Below are 23,145 nucleotides of genomic sequence, written 5' to 3'. Positions count from 1 at the left end.
AGCAAGTTTGATTCATGTAGATAAATAGTCTTCTAGATGAAAAGGAGTGCTAGCAAAATGAGTGGAGTATTGGTGTCCTTAACCGAGCAGAGTCTTGAAAAAACAATGGAATATTTGAGCTATATGCAAAAAAACGGATTCAAATCCATTTTTACATCTCTACAGATTCCCGAGGAGGACCCACGGGAGCTGCTGGAGCCGCTAACCCGGATTGGGGAGTTTGCTCTCAGACACGATATGCTCTTCATGGTGGATGTATCTCCAAGAACCTTTAACCATTTCTCGTTACAACAGTTGAAGGCTAGCGGTGTTACGGGATTAAGAATTGATAATGGCATGGAGATAGATGAGATTGCTGAGCTGTCCCATGAGTGGCGTGTGGCATTGAATGCGAGTACGATCGATCAGGCATTTTTGGACGGCTTGCGCGAGCAGCAGGCGAATTTCGCATCCTTAGAGGCCTGGCACAATTATTACCCGAGACCGGAGACAGGTCTTGATCTGACCGTTTTTCAGAGCCAGAACCGGTGGTTGCAATCCCAAGGCTTAACCGTAGCTGCCTTTATTCCTGGAGATGGAGATTTAAGAGGCCCGCTGCATGAGGGGCTGCCAAGCTTGGAGAAGCATCGTCATATGTCTCCGTTTGCCGGTTACTTGGAATTAGTGCAGGAGTGCTTTGTGGATAATGTTCTCATTGGCGATTTATCGATAAGCCCGTGGACGATGCAGCAGTTTCTTGCCTGGAATGAAGGAACAGTGTTATTGGGTGTTGAGAAGCAAAGACCATCACATGTATGGGAAGGTGCCCACCATAATCGTCCAGATATCGCACGTGATGTAATTCGTTCAGAGGAGGCACGACATCATTTTAGAGGAAGCATTCTTCCAGAGCATACCGTGGAACGTCCAATCGGTGCACTAACGATCGATAATGATAAATATTTGCGGTATTGCGGTGAATTTCAAATTGTACTCCGTCCTTTGCCTGCCGATGAACGGGTTAACGTCATTGGGTATGTCGCACCAAGAGATATTCCTCTGCTGTCGTTTCTGCAAAAGAAAGGTCATCCCTTCCAATTCCTTGCCACAACATCCAATTCTGAATAGTATTAAGGTATAAAATTTATTGTTGACGTACTAATTGGAGGCGTTTTTAATGGGAGTGGGAGTAGGTCAAATTTTATCGAGAATTGAAAATCTGATGCCTAAATTAACACAATCCGAGCAAAAGGTAGCCCGCTTTGTAATGGAAGCTCCGGATGAAGTGATGTTTATGTCCGTACAGGAAATGGCATCACGTTCTCTTTCCAGCAGTGCATCAGTTGTCCGTTTTTGCCGTTCCATCGGCCTGAAAGGCTTCCCCGAATTAAAGGTAGCCTTATCGGCTGATCTGGCTCAAGGGGAAAAAACAGGGTATTTCGATCTGGATAAAAATGCAAATACGGCGGAGTTAGTCGATAAAATTTTGTCTAATGTGATCCAGTCTCTGAGGGATACCGTTGGCCAGCTTGACGTAGAAATGATTGAAGAAGTGGCACACAGCCTGTACAAAGCCCCAGTCATATTTGCCTACGGTATTGGTGCATCGGCATTGGTTGCAGAGGATATTGCTCAAAAATGGCTGCGTCTCGGAAAAAACGTGTATGCGCTTCATGATATCCATGTTCTGACGATGAGCATGGCCAATGCACCTAAAGGAAGTGTATTTATTGGCATTTCGTATAGCGCCGCTACCAAGGAGGTGCTGCAGCTGATGAAATTTGCTCAAAAAAGTGGTTTGACCACCATTAGCTTTACCGGTTTTGGCCGCAGTGAGCTATCGGATATAAGCGATTTTAATCTATTCACCTCGCTTGCTCCAGAAGCAAAGGTAAGAAGTGCAGCGACCAGCTCCAAGCACAGCCAGTTTTTTATCGTGGATCTGCTGTACTATGTATATGCCTCAATTAATATTAACGATTCGATCGATAAGATTACGAGAACTCGTAAGGCGACGTATGAATTGAAAAATTTGGAGCCGGAGACATAACTCGGGCATCATCCGAAAAAGGTGAGGCAAGTGAAAAATAACTTTGTGCTCCGTCATCTTAAGCAAATCGGCGGAGAGATGATTGATATTGTTGTGAATAATGGAATTATTACGGAAATCACTGAATCGGGCAAAGGCCACGCTCCTGTAGAATGGGACGGCTCAGGTATATACGTGTCCAGCGGTTGGATTGATATGCATGTCCATGCTTTTCAGGAATTCACTCCTTACGGTGATGAAATTGATCTCATTGGTGTGAATCAAGGGGTAACTACAATTGTGGACGCGGGAAGTTGTGGCGCTGACCGGATCTTCGAATTGGCGGCGCATGCCAGGCAATCCAAAACTCGCGTATTCGCCTTCCTTAATATATCGACAATCGGACTGCAGCGAATCGATGAATTATCTTCTCTGACATGGATTAACAAGGAAAAGGTAATACAGACTCTTCGGCAGGATGAAGGCTTTATCGTGGGACTTAAGGCAAGGATCAGCAGCAGCGTAGTCGGCAATCAAGGCATTAAACCGCTTGAAATTGCACTTGAAATGTCGGATGAAACGGGGTTGCCACTCATGGTCCATATCGGCTCAGCTCCCCCGGATATAAAAGAAATCGTTCCTTTATTACGTCGCAAAGATATCATTACTCATTATCTCCATGGCAAAAACAATAACTTGTTTAACGAATCGGATGAACCATTGGAGATTCTTGAAGAGGCTATTGCCAGAGGCGTTCATCTGGATGTCGGCCATGGGACGGCGAGTTTCTCTTTCAGAGTGGCTGAGTCTGCCAAAAAGCACGGAATTCATCCGGATACGATCAGTACGGATATTTACCGTGGCAATCGTCTCAATGGGCCTGTATACAGCATGTCTTGTGTCCTTTCCAAGTTTCTTTGCTTGGGTTATTCGCTGGAGGACACGATTGCAGCAGTTACGACAAGTGCTGCTCGTTGGTTAAAGCGCCCTGAACTGGGCCGTATCCAGGTTGGTGACCCTGCCAATCTAACATTATTTTCACTGTCTCGGAATCCATTGACATTCAGTGATTCGCAAGGTCAACAAAGAGCGGCTGATCAAATAATCAGAGCGGAAGGAGTCGTTACTGGTGGAGAATTCATTAAATGTGAAGTACGGACTTAAACGGGTCATAAATGCCAGCGGGCGAATGAGTATTCTTGGTGTATCCGCGCCAAGCGATACTGTAATGGAGGCGATGAGGCAGGGAGCGCAAAGCTATGTGGAGATCGCCGATTTAGTAAACAAAGCTGGTGATTACACTGCACGAATTCTGGGTGCGGAAGCAGCAGTTATAGTTAATTCTGCGTCAAGCGGCATTGCTTTGTCTGTTGCAGCTCTGGTTACGCAGGGGAATCGCCGATTGAGCGAACGGCTGCATCAGGAGGAAATTGTTCGCAATGAGATTATTATGCTGAAGGGTCACAATGTTCAATATGGTGCGCCTGTAGAGACGATGGTCTATCTAGGAGGCGGCAAGCTGGTCGAGGTAGGATACGCCAACGAGGGACGTTGCGAGCATATTGAGGATGCGATTTCCGATAGGACGGCAGGAATTTTATATGTAAAATCTCACCATGCTGTCCAGAAAAACATGATTGCGGTGGAAGAAGCAGCGCAAATAGCCAACCAAAATGGCGTACCGCTGATTATTGATGCTGCGGCGGAAGAAGATCTTCGCAGATATGTCCAGTATGCCGATCTGGCTATTTATAGCGGCTCTAAGGCGATAGAAGGACCTACCTCCGGGATCGTAGCCGGGCGGCGAAGCTATATTGAATGGCTTAAGGTGCAATTGTCCGGCATTGGAAGAAGCATGAAGGTGGGCAAGGAGACAACCTTTGGCCTGCTGGAAGCCTTGGATGAATATATGAAAAAGCCCGATCGCAGCGAAGAGGAACGGCAAAGCCTTCAATTGCTGCTCCAGTTAAATGATATTCCTGGCGTCCAAATATCAATCGTACAGGATGAAGCGGGAAGAAGCATTTATCGTGGGCGGGTGCATATCGATCCGCAGCAGGCTGAAATCACAGCCGAAGTGCTTGCAACGCGTCTTCAGCAAGGCGAAATAGCCATTTATACGCGTGATTACGGAGTAAGGCAGGGGTATTTTGACATTGATCCAAGACCGCTTCTTGGCGATGATATGACGATCATTGTGAGACAAATACGGAATTTGGTAGGGAGGAATTAACTTGTCCTTGATTTCACAACGATTTTACAGAAACCGCGTTGCACTAAATGTGCTGGCCAAGGATATTGCCAATGCCAAGGAAATCTTTGAAGCAGCAGAAGGTTATGTAGTGGTGGGCGTCCTTTCCAAAAATTATGCCACCGTTCAGGAAGCCGTGACAGCAATGTGTGAATATGGTAAAGAGTTGGAAGATGCCGTATCCATTGGACTTGGTGCAGGTGATAATCGTCAGGCTACTGTTGTGGCCGAGATTGCCAAATATTATTCCGGTAGTCACATCAATCAGGTGTTTCCTGCAGTGGGGGCAACCCGAGCGAATTTGGGGACAAAGGATAGCTGGATTAACAGCCTGGTATCTCCAACCGGACAAGTGGGGAAAGTAAACATTTCGACTGGCCCCATAAGCGCTGCCGAACAGGAGAGTGCTCTCGTGCCCGTGTCATCGGCGATTGCTTTGGTTCGTGACATGGGAGGCAATGCCTTGAAATATTATCCGATGGAAGGCTTAAGTCGGGAGCAAGAGTTCCGTGCTGTAGCCCAAAGCTGCGCAGCGGCAGGCTTTGCTCTGGAGCCAACCGGAGGAATTGATATGGATAATTTCGAGGCAATTCTGACCATTGCTCTTGAAGCCGGCGTGCCTCAGGTCATTCCGCACGTGTATTCTTCCATTATTGATAAGGATTCGGGAAACACCAATATTGAGCATGTACGTAGGCTAACAGCCATGATGAAAAAGTTGGCGGATCACTATGCCTAAAGTTATCGCTGCTTTTGGCGAAGTGATGATGCGCCTCCAAGTTCCGGGCTATGCCCTGCTTTCCCAAAGCAATGCCTTGAATTATTCATTTTCCGGGACAGGGGTTAATGTACTGGCTGCATTAGTTCGTTTGGGGCATACCGGTTACTTAATCTCCAGACTACCCTTGGGACCGTTAGGTGATGCAGCCGTAGCAGAGATTAGAAAATTGGGGATATCGACCGAGCTTGTTTTGCGTGGCGGGGAATACCTCGGGATGTATTTCCTGGAACAAGGTTTCGGGGGAAGACCAAGCCGAGTCACTTATACCAATCGACTGGAGAGCAGCTTTAATCGTGCCCCTGCGAAATGTTATGATTATGAACAAATTTCGAAGCAAGCAGATGTCATTCATTTCTGCGGGATTACGCTGGCTATGAATGAAGAAGTTCGCTGGCATATGAAGACATTAGCCCAGGCTGTCAAAAGTCGAGGCGGATTGGTTGTTTTTGACGCCAATTATCGGCCTGCCTTGTGGGGAGAAGACGGGCATCACAAGGCGAAGCCGCATTATGAAGATATGCTGGAGCTGGCCGATATCGTCCTGATGAACGAAAAGGATGCCCTTTTTATCCTGGATTTGAAGTCTGTTGAGACCAAGCGGGAAGATCAGCTTGCGGACTTGATGCCACGGGTGGCCAAGCAGTTTCATATTTCTGTCATTGCGGGCACGTTTCGCGGAATTAACGGAGACAACTCCCACTCCTTGCAGGGATTTATATGGAAAAATCAGAGCCTTGTATTTTCTCCTACGCTTACATTTCCGGTTTATGACCGGATTGGCGCTGGGGACGCATTTGCAAGCGGAGTTATCCATGGTGAACTTGCGGGTTATTCCGCGGAAAAGATTGTGCAATTTGCCGTCACGGCAGGAATGTTGGCCCATACGATACCTGGTGATTCACCGACGGCAACCGAAACGGATGTTATCCGGGCCATGGCCCCGGTGATCGTTGATATTGAGAGATGATCAGTGAATTACACCAATAGTTAATCGGCATATTTGCAAAACAGGAGAGGATTATATGTTTGGATGGAAAAAGAAGAAAATTGAAGTGAATACCCTTGATATTATATCGCCCATACCTGGAGAAGTAGTAAATCTGGAGCAAGTACCGGATGAAGCATTTTCCACCAAGGCCATGGGGGAAGGTTTTGCTGTTCGACCCGTCAAAGGCGAAGTGAGAGCGCCTTTCTCAGGTGAAATATCTCATATTATGAATAAAAGCAAGCATGCGCTTTTGCTGGAAAACGAGGCTGGCATTCAGGTTCTCATTCATGTTGGGGTAGATACGGTATCGTTGAAAGGTGAAGGGTTTACGTCCCATGTCATAACAGGGCAAAGGGTTGAGCAGGGGCAACTGCTATTGGAATTTGATATCGCCAAAATTAAAGAAGCAGGGTTATCCGATATCACCTCGGTAATTGTACCCCACGGTCAAGAAAAGGTGCAGCGGATTGAAAGTTTACAGGAAGCGGAAGCTGCGTTACGTATTTATTATTAGAAAATGAGTCCAAAGTAAACGATTACTAGTGATAAAGCAAGCGCACGATGATCCATGATCATATTATGAAATGGACAAGGTCGTATAAACCTGATAATCGGTTCAGAAGTTCAACCAGATCCGTAATAAACTGACTGTGAACGCAATATGCGGAGGGATGCCATTCATGTTGGAGCTAGAAGTAAAGAATCGACTTCGACGAATTGTAGGAGCGCAGTATTTTCGAGACGATAATGAAGCATTGATTACTCACTCCTACGATGGGACACCGATGCTGCAAAGTTTACCGGAGGGCGTTATTTATCCGGAAAATACGGCTCAGGTAGTTGAAATCATGAAAACGCTCGCTGCGCACCGCATACCATTGGTTTCGCGGGGGTCAGGATCCAATCTCTGTGGCGGAACGGTCCCTATAGAGGGAGGTATAGTCATGGTGATGCATCGTATGAACCGGATCGTCGAAGTGGATCTGGAAAATTTGACGGCAACGGTGCAGCCAGGGTTAATTACTGCGGAATTCATAGCAGAGATTGAGTCGCTTGGGTTGTTCTATCCTCCGGATCCGAGCAGTATGCGTATATCGACAATTGGTGGAAATATTGCCGAGTGTTCGGGAGGCTTGCGTGGTTTAAAATACGGAACTACAAAGGACTATGTAATTGGTCTCGAAGCGGTTCTCGCGAATGGGGAAGTACTACGTACCGGAGGAAAACTCATGAAGGATGTGGCCGGGTATGATTTAACCAAGCTGCTTATCGGGTCCGAAGGGACATTGGCTATTATTACAGAGGCAACAATTAAGTTAGTACCTCCTCCTAAAACGAAAAAGACGATGATTGCCATGTACAAAGATCTATATGGAGCTGCCAGGACTGTATCTCGAATCATCGAATCTCGTATTATCCCTGCGACATTGGAGTTTATGGATAATCCCACAATCCGGGTCGTGGACGACTTCGCTAAATTAGGTCTACCGAGGGATATGGAGGCGATTCTGCTCATTGAGCAAGACGGAGACCCCGAAGCGGTGGAGCGGGACATGGATGAAATTTGTGCTATATGCAAACTGGAACTTGCTGATCGGCTTGAAGTGGCGGAGAGCCGGGAACACGCAGAAAGGCTGTTGACAGCACGGCGCAGCGCTTTTACGGCATTAGCGCGCTTACGGCCTACAACGATTCTGGAAGATGCTACGGTTCCACGGTCGAAAATTGCGGACATGGTATTGCGAATCAATGAAATTGCAAGAAAATACGATGTCTCCATCGCTACTTTTGGGCATGCGGGTGACGGGAACCTTCACCCGACAGCAACAACGGATGCTAGGGATCACGATGAAGTACATCGTGTGGAGAAAGCCTTCGAGGAAATCTTCGAAGCGGCAATCGAACTGGGGGGAACGATTACCGGCGAACATGGCGTCGGATTCGTCAAGGCGCCGTTTCTGGAATGGAAAGTCGGGAAGTCAGGAATTGAAGTCATGCGTGGGATAAAGCAGGCTTTTGATCCCGATAACTTATTGAATCCAGGTAAAATGTTTGCGAAGGAGACGAGAAAGAGGGTGGTGATTCACCGTGGTTAATGAGAATCGCACAACCCCCATTCCGAATAAACCTGACGTTAAGCTTAATAATTCGTTGGCTCAAAGGCTCCACATCAAGCTTGATTATGATCAGTTAACAAACTGCATGCGCTGCGGCTTTTGTTTGCCGGCTTGCCCAACGTTCCGGGAAACGGGACTGGAGCCGGAATCTCCTAGAGGACGAATCGCACTGATGAAAGCAGTTGCTGATGGTCTGATGACTCCGGATCAGGCATTCCAAGATCAAATGAATCATTGTCTTGGTTGTAGGGCTTGTGAACCGGCATGTCCCGCCGATGTAAAATACGGACAGTTAATCGAGCAAGCTCGAGAAGCTATTGAAGACCATGCCAAGCATAGTATTCCCGTGAAAGGTCTGCGTAAAATGGTGTTCGAAGGGATGTTCCCACACCGAGGCAGATTAAAAGTATTAGGGGGAACGCTCGCATTCTACCAAAAATCCGGTCTTAGGAAGATTGCTAGACACAGTGGAGTGATGCGTATGTTCCCGAAGCATTTGGCGGAAATGGAGCGAATCTTACCGAATGCAACTTCCAAAGGCGTTGTGGAACGAATTGGCACTGTATATCCTGCTAAGGGGGATGTCATTGCTCGAGTCGCCTTGTTCCGCGGCTGTATAATGGATGTGTTATTTGCTGAGACCAATGTAAATACGGTCAAATTATTGTCGGAAGCTGGATTCGAAGTCGTCATTCCGAATGAGCAAGTTTGTTGCGGAGCTCTTCATGCACACAGCGGAGAAATGGAGTTGGCAAAAGGTTTGGCGCGCACGAATGTGAACGTATTCAAAGAAGCGGGTATCGACTATATCGTCTCCAACGCAGGCGGTTGCGGCGCTTTACTGGTGGAATACGACCACTTGCTTAACGATGATATGGAACACTCCGCTCTGGCCAAGTGGTTTGCTTCACGCGTGATTGATGTTAGCGAGCTGCTGCACGATCACGGCAGAATTCCTTTGTTCGTGGAATCGGAAGAATCTGCTTTTCAACCGATGACGATTACATACCAGGATTCTTGCCACTTACGTAATGTGATGAAAAGCTCTGACGCTCCCAGACAGCTGATGAAGCAAGTCGCCAACGTTAATTTCATCGAAATGAAAGAAGCAGATCGTTGCTGCGGGTCTGCGGGGATTTACAATGTTACGCAACCCGAGATGGCCAATGAGATCTTGGAGCATAAGATGGAGCATGCCAACCGAACACAGGCCCGTTACCTGCTCACAAGTAACCCTGGTTGTTTGTTGCAGATGAAACTGGGTGTTGAGAAGCATGGCGTAAACAGGCAGATGGAGATCAAACATATTGTGGATTTCTTGTATGAAAGAATATGTCACCGTGATGAAGTAACCAATTGCTAATTCGGGTTATAAACGGCTTTACGTTTCACAATTAGATCTTCCTCGGCATATTCCAGCTTATTGGTAGCTGATAATTCGAGATTTATTAAGTTAACCGGAAAATCTAACCCCATCCTTACAAGAAGGCAGCCAGCTAAATGACCGGCGGCCTTCTTTAAGCTAACGGACAGGTTAGTTTATCAAGATGCATCTATATGATCTGTATATCTGTGTATCATTTAAATGAGGTGACAAAAATGTCACGTTGAAATCAATAATGTTATGCGAATCGATGGGGATATATAGCCACTCACCCTTATACTTGAACTTGTTGAACGAGTTTATTTTAGTAAAGGGGATATCTTCTGATGACTGATGTAATAAAAGCAATAATACTTGGCATCATAGAAGGCTTAACAGAATTTTTACCAGTATCGTCTACAGGACATCTTATTTTAGCAGGCAATTTGCTTAACTTTGAGGGAGACGCAGCAATAACCTTTAAAATTGTTATACAATTGGGTGCAGTGATGGCAGTTCTAATTCTGTATTGGAAAAATTATTTGGAGATTGGGTCAAACTTAATTAAAATGGAATTTTCAAAAAGTAAAGGATTAAACGTTATACATATGATTTTGGCTATGTTACCAGCATTAATCCTATATCTTCTTCTAAAGGACACTATAAAAAGCCAATTATTCGGCCCAACACCTGTCTTGATTGGTCTAGTTGCTGGTGGTTTGTTAATGATCATCGCAGCACGGAGTAAGAGAAAAAACAGCGTTGATACGATTAGTTACAAACAAGCATTTGGGATTGGCTTATTCCAATGTTTAGCTTTGTGGCCGGGTTTTTCGAGATCGGGTTCGACGATTTCTGGTGGCCTTCTACTCGGTACTAGTCAAAAAGCTGCCGCAGATTTTACGTTCATTATTTCTGTACCTGTTATGTTGGGTGCTAGCTTGTTGGATTTATACGATAGCCGCAATTTGCTTAATCTAGAAGATTTATATCTAATGCTAATCGGCTTTATGACATCCTTCCTTGTGGCTATTATCGCGGTAGTGACGTTTATTAGACTAATCAAGCGACTTCGATTGGAGTGGTTTGCGCTATACCGTTTTGTATTAGCAGCTCTTTTCTATTTTATCGTCATACTGTAATTTAAACTATAATTGTCATAAAGCCGGGTTCATCGTAAAGCAAAGATGCTCCCTACTCGAAACGAGTAAGGGAGTAACGCGTTACTTGCATAGCAAGTTTATACGATCAGCCTATGTGAAGCACGGCTTTGCCGGAGAATTTACGTTCCATCATCTTCCTTGCAACGGTGTTAATTTCGGTCCAAGGAGCCTCCACTTCGATCCGGGGGATTAACCGCTTATCAGCGACCAGTCGGGCTAGCAAACTCAGATCGTCCGCAGCGGATTGACGAGTGAGTTCCTCACCTAGAAAAAAGCCGTACAAGGTTCTTCCTCCGCTGGTCACCAGATTCATCATATCGATCGTTGAGGTATTTGAAGAGGAAAATCCTACCGCAACGCAAATCCCTTGGGGCGCTAGCTGCGGTAGTAACACCGCTAGTGTATTGCCGCCTACTGAATCGATGATCAGATCGTACGGCCCGAATTTGCGGGCTGATGAAATTGCGGAATATCCAATGATCACTTCGTCGGATCCAGCCTCCCGAACAAGATCTGCCTTCTCCTCCGTGCTTGCCGTACCTACGACGTATGCGCCTGATTGGGCCGCAAGCTGATGGGCGAATAGTCCAACTCCGCCGGTAGAGCCTGTAATGAAAATACGTTTGCCAAGCAGCATGCCGCCTTTGCGGAGTGCATAAAGCGCCGTGAGCCCTGCTACGGGAAGGGTCGCAGCCTCCGTAAAAGTTAGCTTTTCCGGGATTTCGGCCAGCATCGATATGGGGGCAGCGACTTGTTCGCTCCAGGCTCCCATCGGGAGCAAACCAACAACCTTGGCCCCTTTTTGTGGTCCTTCGCCGCTCTTGGCCGGCTCAATGACAATTCCGGCGAAATCCCAACCGAGGCGGCTGAATGATTCCTGATCCTTAGCGTCTTTCACTTCACCGCGATTGAGAGAGACGGTCTTCACTTGCACGAGTGCTTCCCAAGGCTTGGCCTGCGGGGCGTCAACTTCCTTAAATGCCAAATATGACGGGGCAAGCGGATCAACTACAATCGTACGAATCATATGGTTTCTCCTCCATTGTATGGTTAGTGTCATTTAAATGACTGACACTTTAATGAGGAGTATACTTTAAATAAATGTTCGGCCCAAGTGCAGAATTACACTTCTTAAAAGGAGGGAATAGAAGGTGGATATAGATACGGAGAAATCCAGACATAAGATGGTAATGGGAGAAATTGAAGCGTTGCGGATGAAACGTCAGCAGAAGTTTGCTGACCAACCTCACCCGTCCTTAAAACGATTTACTCAACAAGAGCTGAATGACGAGGCTTTTCTTTCGTATAAAAATCTGCTGGTTGGACGTACCCGGCGCATACCGAATCGTCAGACGATTATCCATATTGCTGATTATCTTGAGTGTACATCCGACGAGCGTAACGATTTACTTTTGGCAGCCGGCTATCTTCCGATCCAGATCGAATTGGAGGGGCGGTCGTTGGAACGTGCATTGGAATGGGCTCAGCAAACGATGAGGAGCATTCCTTTCCCCTCGATGATCGTAACAAATACCCAGGATATCAAGGGGGTTAACGAGCCGTTTCGTCATTTGTTCGATATTCCTCTCGACCGTTCATATGACGCTTTAATGAATAGGGTCGATTTTCATTTTAATTCCGATTTGCCAATCCGGCCCCGCTCCACTTTCGACAAATCTTCGTTTAAGCAGTGGGAGCAGCACGCCAAAAACGGGATACACACCTTCAAGAGGGAGCATATGCTCTCGCGTTATGATGCGTGGTATCAAAAATTGTTTGATAGAGTTCAGAAATATAATGTGGATGAATATCTGAATGGACCGGATGCAGAGGCAGTGGTTGATCATACACAAACCATACTAGCCAGAATGAAAAGCGCCGGCGAGCTTATTCCCATTCGCTACAGGCAGGTTTCGATTTCCGAAGGCAGCCGCTTGTATCCGCAAATTGAGGTTTTCCTGCCAGTAGATTCTGCCGCGCGTACAGTTTTCGAGGCCCTGGGATGTCCAACTGATTGTGCGTTTCTCTAGCCCAACACGAACAAGAGAATGATATCAAAAAAAAGTTATTGGAACTTGATTACATTCCCGATATGATTTCATCCACGATGGAAGACGCCCTTTTATTAAAACTAATGGCAGAATAGTTCAATTGTTTCGTGGGCACCTTCAAGCATAAATTCATGAAACTTCCCCGAAGACGCTGCATTGTCCGAATCTAGGGAAATTAAATTTTGATCTTGTATCGTCTCAGTATTTGAACGATTTAAATTTGTCCATTTCCATCCATGTTCCCCATCATGACGGCACGTTGGAGAAAATGCAGCGGCTGTTAATCGATTATCGGGGTCGACATTCAGAGCCACTTGAATCTTCTAATCAGGGGCAGTCCCATAAGTTATAAAATGGCTAGGGACAGCTCTGTTTTCAAAATTAAAAACAAAAAGAAACCGTTCTTTGATAAATGGAGTGCGACCCACCATTTGAAAGGAGACGGTTTCTTTGTATATACAATATACCATGGACCTGACATACCTCGACAAAAGATCAAGACTTTAATTCCCACTCAATTCAATAATTCATATAGAATATCATTTCAAACACCCTGTTTGATTAAACTCCAGATGCGTTCAAACCGCTCTTGGTAGTCTGGTGAATTCCAGGATTCTTTAAAAGAGGGGAGACTAAACACAGCAAACGCAGAAAGGATTGCCTCTGCCCGTTCAAAGTGAGGATCGTGATAATCCATAAATTCATCAATAATTTGATATGAATCCCAGAGCACATCACGTAATACCAATGGATTATTGTCCACATATTGTGTATTCAAAGCGAACATTTTGGGATTCTCCTGATAAGCGCGTTTTTTGGCATTCACAAATGCCCAAAGCCAATCGTGGAGCACTTCCTGCGGTGAGGCCAAATTAACCATGTTTATACTGATTTGTTCTGAAATCATCCGATTGAACCAGTCTTTAGCTACAGCTGCCCAGAGTTCTTGTTTATTTTTAAAATGCTTATAGAGTGCTGCATGGGTGATATTCAATTCATCCGCTATTTGTGAGAGCGTCACTTCGGGTTTCTCCGTGCGCTCAATTAATGCCTCGGCAGTTTCAATAATAAGCTGCTGCGTGATTTTAGCCATTTGTTATGGCAGGTGAATATGGGGCGTTTTGAAGCGAGCAGTTACTGTTATACCCCAGTCTCACACCGTGCTGCCAACCCTTCTTTCGTTAATTAGTTTTTACCAACCGGTAATCATACCTTCAATTTATTTTAGCATATAAAATATATAGTAACAAACGTTGACTTTTGTAACCAATGATATTATGCTTGCTGTGCAAGTTACAAAACATAATAAATGTTACTTGGTAAATTACGAATAGGAGGATATTTTATGAAAGCAGCACAGATTACCAAATATTCAAAACAGTTTAAAGTTGAAGTGCGTGATATCCCAGTCCCGGAAATAACGGATCAGGAAGTTTTGGTTAAGGTGAAAGCTGCGGCGGTCAACCACTTGGAACTGCTTATCGCTACTGGAAGCGTGAAGTTAATCCAGGACTATGAGTTCCCACTGACACTCGGTAATGAGCTCACAGGTATTGTCGAGAAGATTGGCAAGAACGTCACTGGTTTCAAAGTTGGTGATGCCATTTATTCACGCCTGCCGCTGCAAAAAATCGGAGCATTTGCCGAATACGCGGCGATTCATGCGGATGCCATCGCTCACTTACCTGTTAATCTGAATTTTGTAACCGGTGCGGCTGCGCCTTTAACAGGATTGACAGCCTATCAAAGTTTACATGAAGAGCTAGCCGCTAAAGCTGGCGAAAGCTTGTTCATTCCCGGCGGCTCTGGTTCATTTGGCCAAATGGCTATTCCTATCGCTAAAAACATGGGGATTAAGGTTATCGTTAGTGGAAGTCCAAAAGCGCGCGAACGCACAATGGCCGCGGGAGCGGATCAATACATTGATTACACGACTGAGAATTACTGGGAACGACTTCGTGATCTTGATTATGTGATTGATACCTTGGGACCCAGTGAATTTGATCGTGAACTCTCTATTATTAAACCAGGCGGTCATCTTCTTTCTCTAAGGACTGGTCCTAACAAACGTTTCGCTAAAGCATTGGGCTTGCCGGGCTGGAAACAAAAGCTATTCAGTATTGCTGGGGCTAAGTATGATCACAAAGCAAAGAAAAAGAAGATCGAATATCATTTCGTCTTTGTACGCAGCGATGGAGAGCAATTACGGAAAATTACAAAGATTATTGAAGAGAACCGGATTGTACCCGCGGTGGACCCTACAGTGTTCCACATTGAAGATATCAATGAAGCTCTAAATTTTGTTGCTGCAGGTCATCCTAAAGGGAAAGTAATTATCCGATTTTAAAGAACACGCAATAAAGGCCATATTGAAAGTGGGTAATGATCATGAAATTGAAAGGCAGAACAATCTTGGTGACCGGCGGTACGTCTGGAATCGGCTTTGCTTTTGCGAAACGTTTACTCGATATGGAGAATACTGTAATCATAACGGGGCGTTCGCAGCAACGAATCGACCAGATCGTAGAAAACAATCCCGGGCTGATCGGCATAGTGGCTGATGTTAGTGATCCCAATAGTGTAGAGCATCTTGCTAAGGAACTAATAATTCACTATCCCAAACTGGATATTATTTTGAATAATGCAGGTATTATACACGAATTCGACTTGTTTGATGAAACTGTCACCTACGAGCAACTTACTACTGAAATCGCCACAAATTTGAACGGAACAATATATATTACCAAGACATTATTGCCATTGTTAGCCAAACAACAGGAGGCAATGATTGTAAACGTTAGCTCTCTACTTGCTAGTATTACAGTTGCCAACGCACCAACGTATTCTGCTACAAAGGCCGGTATTCACATGTTCAGTGATGCATTGCGTGAGCAAATCCGGGCCAAAGGTAAAAACATCCATGTAATGGAACTTTGTCCACCGGTTATTTCTGAAACCAATCTCACTGACACTTTTGACGAAGGCTTCTTGAATAAGATCATTTCTTTGCCATTGGAGAAGCTTGTACATGTCGGTATTAAAGGGATGCAGAAAAATAAACTGCGAGTGAATGCGGGATTTACGAAAGTTATGCGCTTTTCCATGAAGTTTGCTCCAGATTTTATCACACATACTTGGGGGCATATGCTTCTTAAGTCAAAGGGAACAGAACATTAATAAGTTTGATATTTATAAAATTCTTTACCGATCGTTCTCAATATGTTATATTGAGAAACAGGGAGGGAATCGAATGGCAAGAAGCAAAGAATTCGAAGATAATGAGGTATTAGAAAAGGCGATGAAGCTCTTCTGGGAACAAGGTTACGAAAAAACATCGATATCGGACTTAGTTGAGCATATGGGAATTCATCGAAGAAGTTTATATGATACCTTTGGCGATAAACACACGCTATTTTTGAAAGCCTTGGACCGATTTCACGATAAGTTATGTGATGGGCTTGTAGGAGAAGTTAAACGCTCTAAGACTGCTACGGAGGCATTACAGCTTATTTTCAGTTCCGTGATCTGTAGTGTAGATGATTCACCTTCCGGTTGTATGATGGTAAATTCGGCAGTGGAATTGGCAATGCGGGATGCTGATGTGGATTTAAAAACCACTGAATTGTTTGCTTTATCGGAACAATTGTTCAAAGATATTATACAGTGGGGACAGCAGAGTGGAGAGTTTAGCGCTGAATATAGTGCCGAAGACCAAGCAGAACATTTGCATGCGGTTTATGTAGGGATAAGAGTTATGACAAGAACCTCTATACGCAAAGAAAAATTGCAACATATGGCCGATGTATCGATTAAACTTTTATCTAAATAATTATTGAAGTTCTGGTTGAGAAAAAATTATTGTATCATTCCCTGTGCATTTTCTAGTATGATCGTTCTTGAATCGTTCGTCTTTCCTTCATTCAAATAACCTTTATAAAGGGTGCTTTATTCTACACTTATTAGAATGATCATTCTTGAATTATTTAGCCTTTCGATCCCTGATTTATAAACTGAATAATTACATTCATAAAAAGGAGCTAATACAATGAACATTTCTGAACAAGTCGCATTTGTTACTGGAGCAAACCGGGGGCTTGGCCGCCATCTTACGCTTGAACTACTATCTAGAGGGGCCAAGGTTTACGCAGGAGCAAGAAATCCGGATACCATCGATATTCCAGGGGTTACACCTGTAAAGCTTGATGTAACCAACCCTCAAGAGGTAGCAGCAGCTGCCATCCTTGCTAAGGATGTTACGATTTTGATCAACAATGCAGGATCATCTACAGGTGCTTCTTTGCTGGAAGGGGATGTAGAAAAAATCCAGTTGGAATTGGATACGCATTTCTTCGGTACGTTATCCATGGTTCGCGCTTTTGCACCGGTGATCGAAAACAACGGGGGAGGATCGGTTCTGAATATTCTTTCCGCATTATCTTGGTTTAGTGGCGGAGCTGCGGGAGCGTATACAGCTGCGAAGGCTGCAGCATGGGCGTTGACGAACGATCTCCGTTTGAATTTGTATCCTCGTCATATTAGAGTAGCGGGATTACATGTGGGTTATATGGAGACAGACATGACAGCCGGCCTGGACACTCCCAAATCGAACCCTTCAGATGTTGCGAAAATGGCTATTGATGGCATAGCAGCGGGCAGCTTTGAAATTCTTGCCGACGATAACAGCCGGATGATCCAAGCTGGGCTTGCAGGCGGCGTTTCTACACTATACCCGCATCTTTCCTAATCACATTACGGTTTAAACTAAAATTAAAGAGGAGTGTACAAAATGAAAAAATTATGGAGTGAAATCAAAGTCGGAAACATGGATTTACCGCATCGTTTAGCCATGGCCCCCATGACACGCAGCAGAGCAGAAGAAGATGGTACACCAGGAGAATTAAGCTCCCTGTATTATGCGCAAAGAGCATCGATGGGGCTTCTAATTACGGAAGGTGCACAACCTTCTGACGATGGTCAAGGATACTTATGGTCGCCGGGGATCTATACGGAACATCATATTGAAGGGTGGAAAAAAGTCACGGATGCCGTTCATGCGGCAGGCGGATTTATGTACATTCAGTTAATGCATGCTGGCCGTATGTCGCATCCCGACAATACACCCCATCATCGTCAGCCCGTTGCGCCGTCAGCGATTGCTCCCGGTGTTCAGATGTTTACCGCTACAGGAATGCAAGACATCCCTGTTCCGCGCGAGTTAAGCAAAGAGGATATTCAGACGACCATTGCCGATTTCCGCAAAGCAGCAGCAGCGGCTATTGAAGCCGGTGCGGACGGCGTTGAAATTCACGGAGCCAATGGATATCTCATTAATCAATTTATCGGTGAAAATTCGAATACACGGACAGATGAATATGGGGGATCGATCGAAAACCGGGCCCGCTTCGCGATTGAAGTGACGAAAGCCGTCGTAGAAGAAATTGGCGCAGAAAGAACAGGCTTCCGTATTTCACCGGGAACACCTCTCGGAGGAATTCAGGATGGGGAACAAGGCCCTGAACTGTATCTCTACCTGGTCAAAGAATTAGCGAAGCTGGAGTTGGCTTACCTTCATGTGATGCATCTTGGAAATGAAAAGCTGCTCCAGAACGTCCGCTCCATTTGGACCAATCCACTATTAGTCAACCGGGCGGGACGTGCACTGGAAGATCTGAGTATTGATCTTGATAACGGTATAGCTGATATTGTACCGGTCGGTGCATGGTCATTAGCCAACCCGGATTTAGTAGAGCGCCTTAAAACAGGGGCTCCATTAAATGATGCAGATCCCCAAACCTTCTTCGCAGCGGGAAGCAAAGGTTACACGGACTATCCTACCTTGAAAGAATTAGAAGCACAAAAGAGCTAAGGAGTAGTTAAATCAAAAAATCAATATTTTACAGAAACTATGGCGTACATATATTCAATTGTACGCCATAGTTTTCTTAGCAGATAATCTGGTTATGTAAAAATCGACCTACCAAAGAAGATTTGTATCTTGCACATTAAGAAGGTGGTGCCTTTCGCTGAAATTCACCTTATCCGCCAGATTCGTTACGGTAAGATTCCCTTTGTAGGCATACATATGCTGCATGCTTTGGTACACCAAAGAAGGAGTATGAATATTGCTGTCAGTTAGCATTTTGCATAAATTATGCTCGACAATTTCTATAATGTCCGACGTTGTCTTAGCTGTCAGGATTGCTTCGACCCAATACAGCCCGTTAAGACCCCAGACCTCTTCCAGAAAGACATGATGTTTCATAAACGCCGAGAGGGGAAATTTTAATAAAGCCCGGGCCGATTCTGAATAAATTCGTATGCCGAATATAGAACGAGCTTCAGAGAAATGCAAAACTTCAGATCGAGTCGTAAGCCCTAGGACATGGGTGGACTTTCGGCTTGTGAGAGAAAGAAGATTGATAATGATATCGACACAGCCATCCGGTATAATCCGATGCCATTGGTCCTCCTCCGTCACAGGCTGAAAATCCATTGTCCAAAAGGAAGCAACATGCGATTCCAAGCGGCGACTCGGCTTATATTCCCGGTAATTGTACCAAGGGCGATGCAATTCCGGCTGCAATTTGGGAGAATGTATAGGGTGATAGGAATGATTCATGTTAACCTCATCTTGTCTACTGTAATTTGTTCCATAGTTCTTATTATACTTCAGTTAACGAAAACTCAGCTTATTTAAATGATTTTCAATATAGGCTATAAATCTAGTTAACTTATGGTGTGAGTCAGAAGAAGGATTCAAACCTTAAGCTAACGGAAAGTTTAGCTTAATTACCAAACCAAGAGGAATGTCTTCATTTATTGAATAAATCACAAAGAAATCTGAATGGAAATGTATCGAATTCCACTCACGTATCGAATATATTGCCTTTCTTTTTTCGCGAATGTCACATAACGCAATCTTACGTTATAACAAGTGAGGACGGCGCAAAGGGAGATGACGTCATGGATTACTTAGACCCAGAAACAGAAGAGTCGATGCAGAACATTGAAGCAATCGTGGAAGATGCCAAAAACGTCGAGGAAGTCAGGTTGGACATTCGACTTTTCCGAAGAGGTGATTCTAAATAATTCTTTAACTCCATGACGATAGATCAATAAAACTATCCGGTGTTGGCAACATGTACGGGGTTTCGGTTATATGATTAAAAATCTAGTGATTGAATCAATCGCTGTAGGAAGTAGAGACCTCTCATCTGAAGTTTAATCGTTTTGTTCAGATAAGTTCGGATATCTTCTGCAAGCTTCATTGCCTGTTCGATGTTTTGGAATTCTACAAGTGCAATGGATTGCTTTAAGTTTACGGTCTCCTCGGAATAAACAGAACTTTGTAATATCTGGATCATCTTAATTTTAAACAGGTGAGCTTCATTATATAGACGGTATTGGTTACCAGAGTCACGCGCAGTAGTGAAAAGGCCACTTGCCTCCCAATAACGGATCGCTGATTTAGGGACCCCCGTCCGTCTAGAGACCTCATTGATGCGGAAGTGTTGATTCAAGTCGTAAGATTGACTTCCGCCGGCATGCGAATCCAACTCCCTTACCAATTGATCCAAACTCGCTTTCTCCCGATGCAACATGACCTCCCTTTCCCTGACGACCCACAATGCGTCGTCCAACTCATTTCTTTGGAGACCACAAAGCACCTCGGTGGTCACTTCCATCCCGAATGCAGGAACCATGGCTTGAATACATGCCAGATAGGCCTCATGCTGTTGGGTATACATACGATATCCATTGGCAGAACGCTCAGCAGGTGGGATTAATCCCTTCGCTTCGTAATTTCGCAAAGTGTTAGCGCTTATCATAAATTTATTCGCCAGTTTTTTGGGTCCTATTCCCATGTTATCCCACCTTTCTAATGAATAAAAGAACATTAAAACTATTGTAACGTATACCCAATAATTATGGTGTTTTATTTGATAATTATCGAAAAACCTTCCAATTGGCTTACATGTTGTATGATGAAGACAATTCAAATCAAGGAGGAATAAAAATGACTTTTAATCCAGTATTCCATTACGAGATGACAATTGAGGAGATTGGCCAAGTAGGTAATCGGTATATTGAATCGGCTTGGAAGCCCTTGTACGATTCGATGCACGATCAACTAATGGTCGCTTTTCGTGAGATCGAAGATGCTGCTTATGGGCTGTATTTGGACCGGCTGATGCCAGCACTATTTGATGGCCTTGAGGACGTCGGTTTCGAAGCAACCGAATCTTTCAAGGAGGATGATTTCGTTATCGGCAAATGTTTACTATTCCGAAATTCGCTTGAAAAATGGGGATCCGAGGAAAATAGATCCAGGATATTTTGGAATGTTGTACGTAGTAAAAAAAGCCAAAAGCCTGTTGGAACTTTATTGATGGAAATTCCTCATTCTCATCTGAAGTTTGAGATCCCTACAGCACCTGTACTCTATTCGTTGAGGGAGAGTAAGAGGGAACAGATCATGCAAGAAATCCGACGTATCAAGGGATAGATTGAGGGAATTATGGATGAACGCTGTGCTGGCATAATATGATCTATTGGAAGGTGGGGTTGAATGGGAATGATGTATGGAAAACTGGAGTTAGTGAGCGGAAGGTGGAAGTTAAGTGAAGTTCATCCGCATGTTGCGATTCGCTTGAAGCAGCTGTTTCCAGGGGTTTCAATGAAACAAGTGGGCACATTTTTGTTTTCGAACAGATCGAATATATGCGCGGATCTAGCCTGGTTTATTCAGCGATTTCCGATGGAGATAACTTCTGAAGACAGGGCTAAGCTATTGCGTGGCAACAATAAGTTCTTTGAGAAGAAAGCGTACATGGAACATATACTCACTCCAGATTATGATCCCATCCTGCGCACGGGACTTAAACCTGGACAAAAGATTCGCCACTATCAATCACAGGCTATCGATCTGTGCTTAGAACGCCGTTCTCTGCTTCTCGGTGATGATGTTGGTCTAGGAAAGACATACGCAGCGGCTGGCATGCTGCTGGAACCGGATACACATCCTGCTGCTGTTGTCGTTCAGGCACATCTCCAAGACCAGTGGAAAGAGAAGATTGAATCCTTTACGGAGCTTATTGTTCATAAAATTGAAAGAACAAGACCGTATTCGCTCCCCGTTGCAGATGTTTATTTGTTCAAGTATAGCCAGCTTGCCGGTTGGAAGAACTTTTTTGCAGACGGTAACTTCCAATGTGTCATTTATGACGAGATTCAAGAACTTCGAACCGGTCTCACCAGTAAAAAAGGTGAGGCCGCGAAAATGTTGTCCGATGCAGCAGAATTTCGGTTGGGTCTTTCGGCAACACCGATTTATAACTACGGTACTGAAATCTGGAATGTTTTACAATTCCTCGATCCCGACCTATTGGGAACCTATTCGGAGTTTGTTCGAGAATGGTGCCGCAATGATCGGAAAGTACATGACCCGGTTGTACTAGGCAGTTTCCTTCGCGAGCAGAATGTCATGCTCCGGCGGACGAAAAGCGAAGTTGGACAACAGTTGCCCCCCATCAACCGGATCGTTGAGATCGTCGAGCCCGATCTATCAAAGTTAAAATCAGTGAAAGCACAAGCAAAGCAACTTGCCTTAAAAGCTTCCCAAGGGACATACCTGGAACGTGGTCCAGCAGCTCGTGAGCTGGACCTTTTGATGAGACAGGTAACTGGTGTGGCTAAGGCTGCAGGTGTTGCGCAATATGCGAAACAGTTGTTGGGAGCAGGGATCCCCCTGCTTCTTGTTGGGTGGCACCGCGATGTTTATGAGATATGGCTGAAGGAATTGGCAGATTATCGACCAGCTATGTATACGGGCAGTGAGTCAGATATGCAGAAGATCGAATCCGTTAGGCGGTTTGTCCAAGGGGAGACAAATGTATTCATACTATCGTTGCGTAGCGGTGCAGGGTTGGACGGTTTGCAGTATCGCTGCTCGACGATATTGTTCGGAGAGTTGGATTGGTCGCCTAAGGTGCATGAGCAGGTCATTGGTCGATTAAACAGGGAAGGCCAAGAGGAGAAAATTACAATAGTATACTTAAACGCAGAGGAAGGTTCCGATCCGGTCATGCTAGACGTATTAGGCCTGAAGCAAGCCCAATCAGAAGAAATAATCGACCCTCACGATCTATCGAACACTAAACCAGTTCAGAATTTAAACAGGACCCAAGCGCTTATCAATCAGGTCCTATAAAAGAATGGTATGACTGGCGTAAACATGGAGTATACCACGAGAGAAGCACATATTTTATATGCCGTACGCCTGGGCAAAGTGTTTGATCTTTTGATCAAACACTTTATTATGGCTTTAGCCAATTGAATGCGTGAAACGAGCGAAACAAAAACCAACCGCTATGCGGGTGAGGGATTGAGGGTTTGACCACTGAGACCCCATTCCAATAAATTT

At 44.8% G+C, this 23,145-nt stretch carries 23 protein-coding genes and 1 riboswitch; of the genes, 19 read left to right on the top strand and 4 right to left on the bottom strand.

Features of this window, described 5'->3' with window-relative positions; genetic code table 11:
• Positions 1-57: 57 nt before the first annotated feature.
• The 10 genes from PPA03S_RS12865 (at position 58) to PPA03S_RS12820 (ending at position 10,650) form a co-directional block, all read left to right on the top strand.
• Positions 58-1,107, top strand: a complete 1,050-nt coding sequence (locus tag PPA03S_RS12865; protein ID WP_062323436.1) for a DUF871 domain-containing protein — start codon at positions 58-60, stop codon at positions 1,105-1,107.
• 49 nt (positions 1,108-1,156) lie between these two features.
• Positions 1,157-2,029, top strand: a complete 873-nt coding sequence (locus tag PPA03S_RS12860) for a MurR/RpiR family transcriptional regulator (RefSeq protein WP_062323434.1) — start codon at positions 1,157-1,159, stop codon at positions 2,027-2,029.
• A 30-nt stretch (positions 2,030-2,059) separates the two neighbouring features.
• A complete protein-coding gene (locus PPA03S_RS12855; RefSeq protein WP_082704134.1) occupies positions 2,060-3,172 on the top strand; it encodes an amidohydrolase/deacetylase family metallohydrolase in 1,113 nt (370 codons plus the stop codon).
• On the top strand, positions 3,138-4,241 hold the full coding sequence (locus PPA03S_RS12850; protein WP_062323432.1) for a DgaE family pyridoxal phosphate-dependent ammonia lyase: 1,104 nt from the start codon (positions 3,138-3,140) through the stop codon (positions 4,239-4,241). Before PPA03S_RS12855 ends, PPA03S_RS12850 begins: the two co-directional genes overlap by 35 nt.
• A 1-nt stretch (position 4,242) precedes the next feature.
• On the top strand, positions 4,243-4,998 hold the full coding sequence (dagF, locus tag PPA03S_RS12845; RefSeq protein ID WP_062323431.1) for a 2-dehydro-3-deoxy-phosphogluconate aldolase: 756 nt from the start codon (positions 4,243-4,245) through the stop codon (positions 4,996-4,998).
• Positions 4,991-6,007 (top strand): sugar kinase, encoded by a 1,017-nt coding sequence (locus PPA03S_RS12840; protein ID WP_062323429.1) that lies wholly within the window; start codon positions 4,991-4,993, stop codon positions 6,005-6,007. Before dagF ends, PPA03S_RS12840 begins: the two co-directional genes overlap by 8 nt.
• A 55-nt stretch (positions 6,008-6,062) precedes the next feature.
• Positions 6,063-6,542: a PTS sugar transporter subunit IIA gene (locus PPA03S_RS12835; RefSeq protein WP_062323427.1), complete on the top strand. Its 480-nt coding sequence runs from the start codon at positions 6,063-6,065 to the stop codon at positions 6,540-6,542.
• A gap of 166 nt (positions 6,543-6,708) precedes the next feature.
• Entirely contained in the window at positions 6,709-8,124 is a 1,416-nt protein-coding gene (locus PPA03S_RS12830; RefSeq protein WP_062323426.1) for an FAD-linked oxidase C-terminal domain-containing protein, read from the top strand.
• Complete coding sequence (locus tag PPA03S_RS12825; RefSeq protein ID WP_062323423.1) at positions 8,117-9,508, top strand: (Fe-S)-binding protein; 1,392 nt, start codon at positions 8,117-8,119, stop codon at positions 9,506-9,508. Before PPA03S_RS12830 ends, PPA03S_RS12825 begins: the two co-directional genes overlap by 8 nt.
• A 347-nt stretch (positions 9,509-9,855) precedes the next feature.
• Complete coding sequence (locus PPA03S_RS12820; protein WP_062323421.1) at positions 9,856-10,650, top strand: undecaprenyl-diphosphate phosphatase; 795 nt, start codon at positions 9,856-9,858, stop codon at positions 10,648-10,650.
• A 106-nt stretch (positions 10,651-10,756) separates the two neighbouring features.
• On the opposite strand, the gene PPA03S_RS12815 is transcribed toward PPA03S_RS12820, so the two are convergent.
• The gene (locus tag PPA03S_RS12815) at positions 10,757-11,698 is read right to left on the bottom strand and encodes a zinc-binding dehydrogenase (protein ID WP_062323419.1); all 942 of its coding nucleotides are present in this window, start codon (positions 11,696-11,698) and stop codon (positions 10,757-10,759) included.
• Between the two features lie 124 nt (positions 11,699-11,822).
• Here PPA03S_RS12815 and PPA03S_RS12810 point away from each other — a divergent pair, with 124 nt between their 5' ends.
• Complete coding sequence (locus PPA03S_RS12810; RefSeq protein ID WP_062323415.1) at positions 11,823-12,701, top strand: hypothetical protein; 879 nt, start codon at positions 11,823-11,825, stop codon at positions 12,699-12,701.
• Positions 12,702-13,266: 565 nt separating this feature from the next.
• Here the strand turns inward: PPA03S_RS12810 and PPA03S_RS12805 are convergent.
• Positions 13,267-13,815, bottom strand: coding sequence for a TetR/AcrR family transcriptional regulator (locus PPA03S_RS12805; protein WP_062323413.1), 549 nt, complete (start codon positions 13,813-13,815; stop codon positions 13,267-13,269).
• A 252-nt stretch (positions 13,816-14,067) separates the two neighbouring features.
• Between PPA03S_RS12805 and PPA03S_RS12800 the strand changes: the two genes are divergently transcribed.
• From PPA03S_RS12800 to PPA03S_RS12780, 5 genes are all read left to right on the top strand, one after another.
• Complete coding sequence (locus tag PPA03S_RS12800) at positions 14,068-15,069, top strand: NADP-dependent oxidoreductase (protein WP_062323411.1); 1,002 nt, start codon at positions 14,068-14,070, stop codon at positions 15,067-15,069.
• Between the two features lie 35 nt (positions 15,070-15,104).
• Positions 15,105-15,899 (top strand): SDR family oxidoreductase, encoded by a 795-nt coding sequence (locus tag PPA03S_RS12795; RefSeq protein WP_245683596.1) that lies wholly within the window; start codon positions 15,105-15,107, stop codon positions 15,897-15,899.
• Positions 15,900-15,972: 73 nt separating this feature from the next.
• Positions 15,973-16,551 (top strand): TetR/AcrR family transcriptional regulator, encoded by a 579-nt coding sequence (locus tag PPA03S_RS12790; protein WP_062323408.1) that lies wholly within the window; start codon positions 15,973-15,975, stop codon positions 16,549-16,551.
• 216 nt (positions 16,552-16,767) lie between these two features.
• Positions 16,768-17,466 carry an SDR family oxidoreductase gene (locus tag PPA03S_RS12785; protein WP_062323406.1) on the top strand — a complete coding sequence of 233 codons (699 nt, stop codon included), beginning with the start codon at positions 16,768-16,770 and terminating at the stop codon, positions 17,464-17,466.
• Between the two features lie 42 nt (positions 17,467-17,508).
• A complete protein-coding gene (locus tag PPA03S_RS12780) occupies positions 17,509-18,588 on the top strand; it encodes an alkene reductase (protein WP_062323405.1) in 1,080 nt (359 codons plus the stop codon).
• 108 nt (positions 18,589-18,696) lie between these two features.
• Here the strand turns inward: PPA03S_RS12780 and PPA03S_RS12775 are convergent, their stop codons facing one another.
• Positions 18,697-19,305: a DUF6597 domain-containing transcriptional factor gene (locus PPA03S_RS12775; RefSeq protein ID WP_167666024.1), complete on the bottom strand. Its 609-nt coding sequence runs from the start codon at positions 19,303-19,305 to the stop codon at positions 18,697-18,699.
• Positions 19,306-19,685: 380 nt separating this feature from the next.
• Between PPA03S_RS12775 and PPA03S_RS34235 the strand changes: the two genes are divergently transcribed.
• Positions 19,686-19,811 (top strand): hypothetical protein, encoded by a 126-nt coding sequence (locus PPA03S_RS34235; protein ID WP_281189045.1) that lies wholly within the window; start codon positions 19,686-19,688, stop codon positions 19,809-19,811.
• A gap of 74 nt (positions 19,812-19,885) precedes the next feature.
• On the opposite strand, the gene PPA03S_RS12770 is transcribed toward PPA03S_RS34235, so the two are convergent.
• Positions 19,886-20,587: a MerR family transcriptional regulator gene (locus tag PPA03S_RS12770; RefSeq protein ID WP_062323394.1), complete on the bottom strand. Its 702-nt coding sequence runs from the start codon at positions 20,585-20,587 to the stop codon at positions 19,886-19,888.
• Positions 20,588-20,697: 110 nt separating this feature from the next.
• Here PPA03S_RS12770 and PPA03S_RS12765 point away from each other — a divergent pair, with 110 nt between their 5' ends.
• Positions 20,698-21,228, top strand: a complete 531-nt coding sequence (locus tag PPA03S_RS12765; protein WP_245683595.1) for a DUF6022 family protein — start codon at positions 20,698-20,700, stop codon at positions 21,226-21,228.
• A gap of 63 nt (positions 21,229-21,291) precedes the next feature.
• Positions 21,292-22,932, top strand: a complete 1,641-nt coding sequence (locus tag PPA03S_RS12760; RefSeq protein ID WP_062323390.1) for an SNF2-related protein — start codon at positions 21,292-21,294, stop codon at positions 22,930-22,932.
• Positions 22,932-23,014: riboswitch (ZMP/ZTP riboswitch) on the top strand. (Overlaps the previous gene by 1 nt.)
• Positions 23,015-23,145 lie beyond the last annotated feature (131 nt).

It is taken from the genome of Paenibacillus pabuli NBRC 13638, from assembly GCF_001514495.1.
Lineage (GTDB): Bacteria > Bacillota > Bacilli > Paenibacillales > Paenibacillaceae > Paenibacillus > Paenibacillus pabuli.
This window is presented reverse-complemented; position numbering and strand designations above follow the sequence as displayed.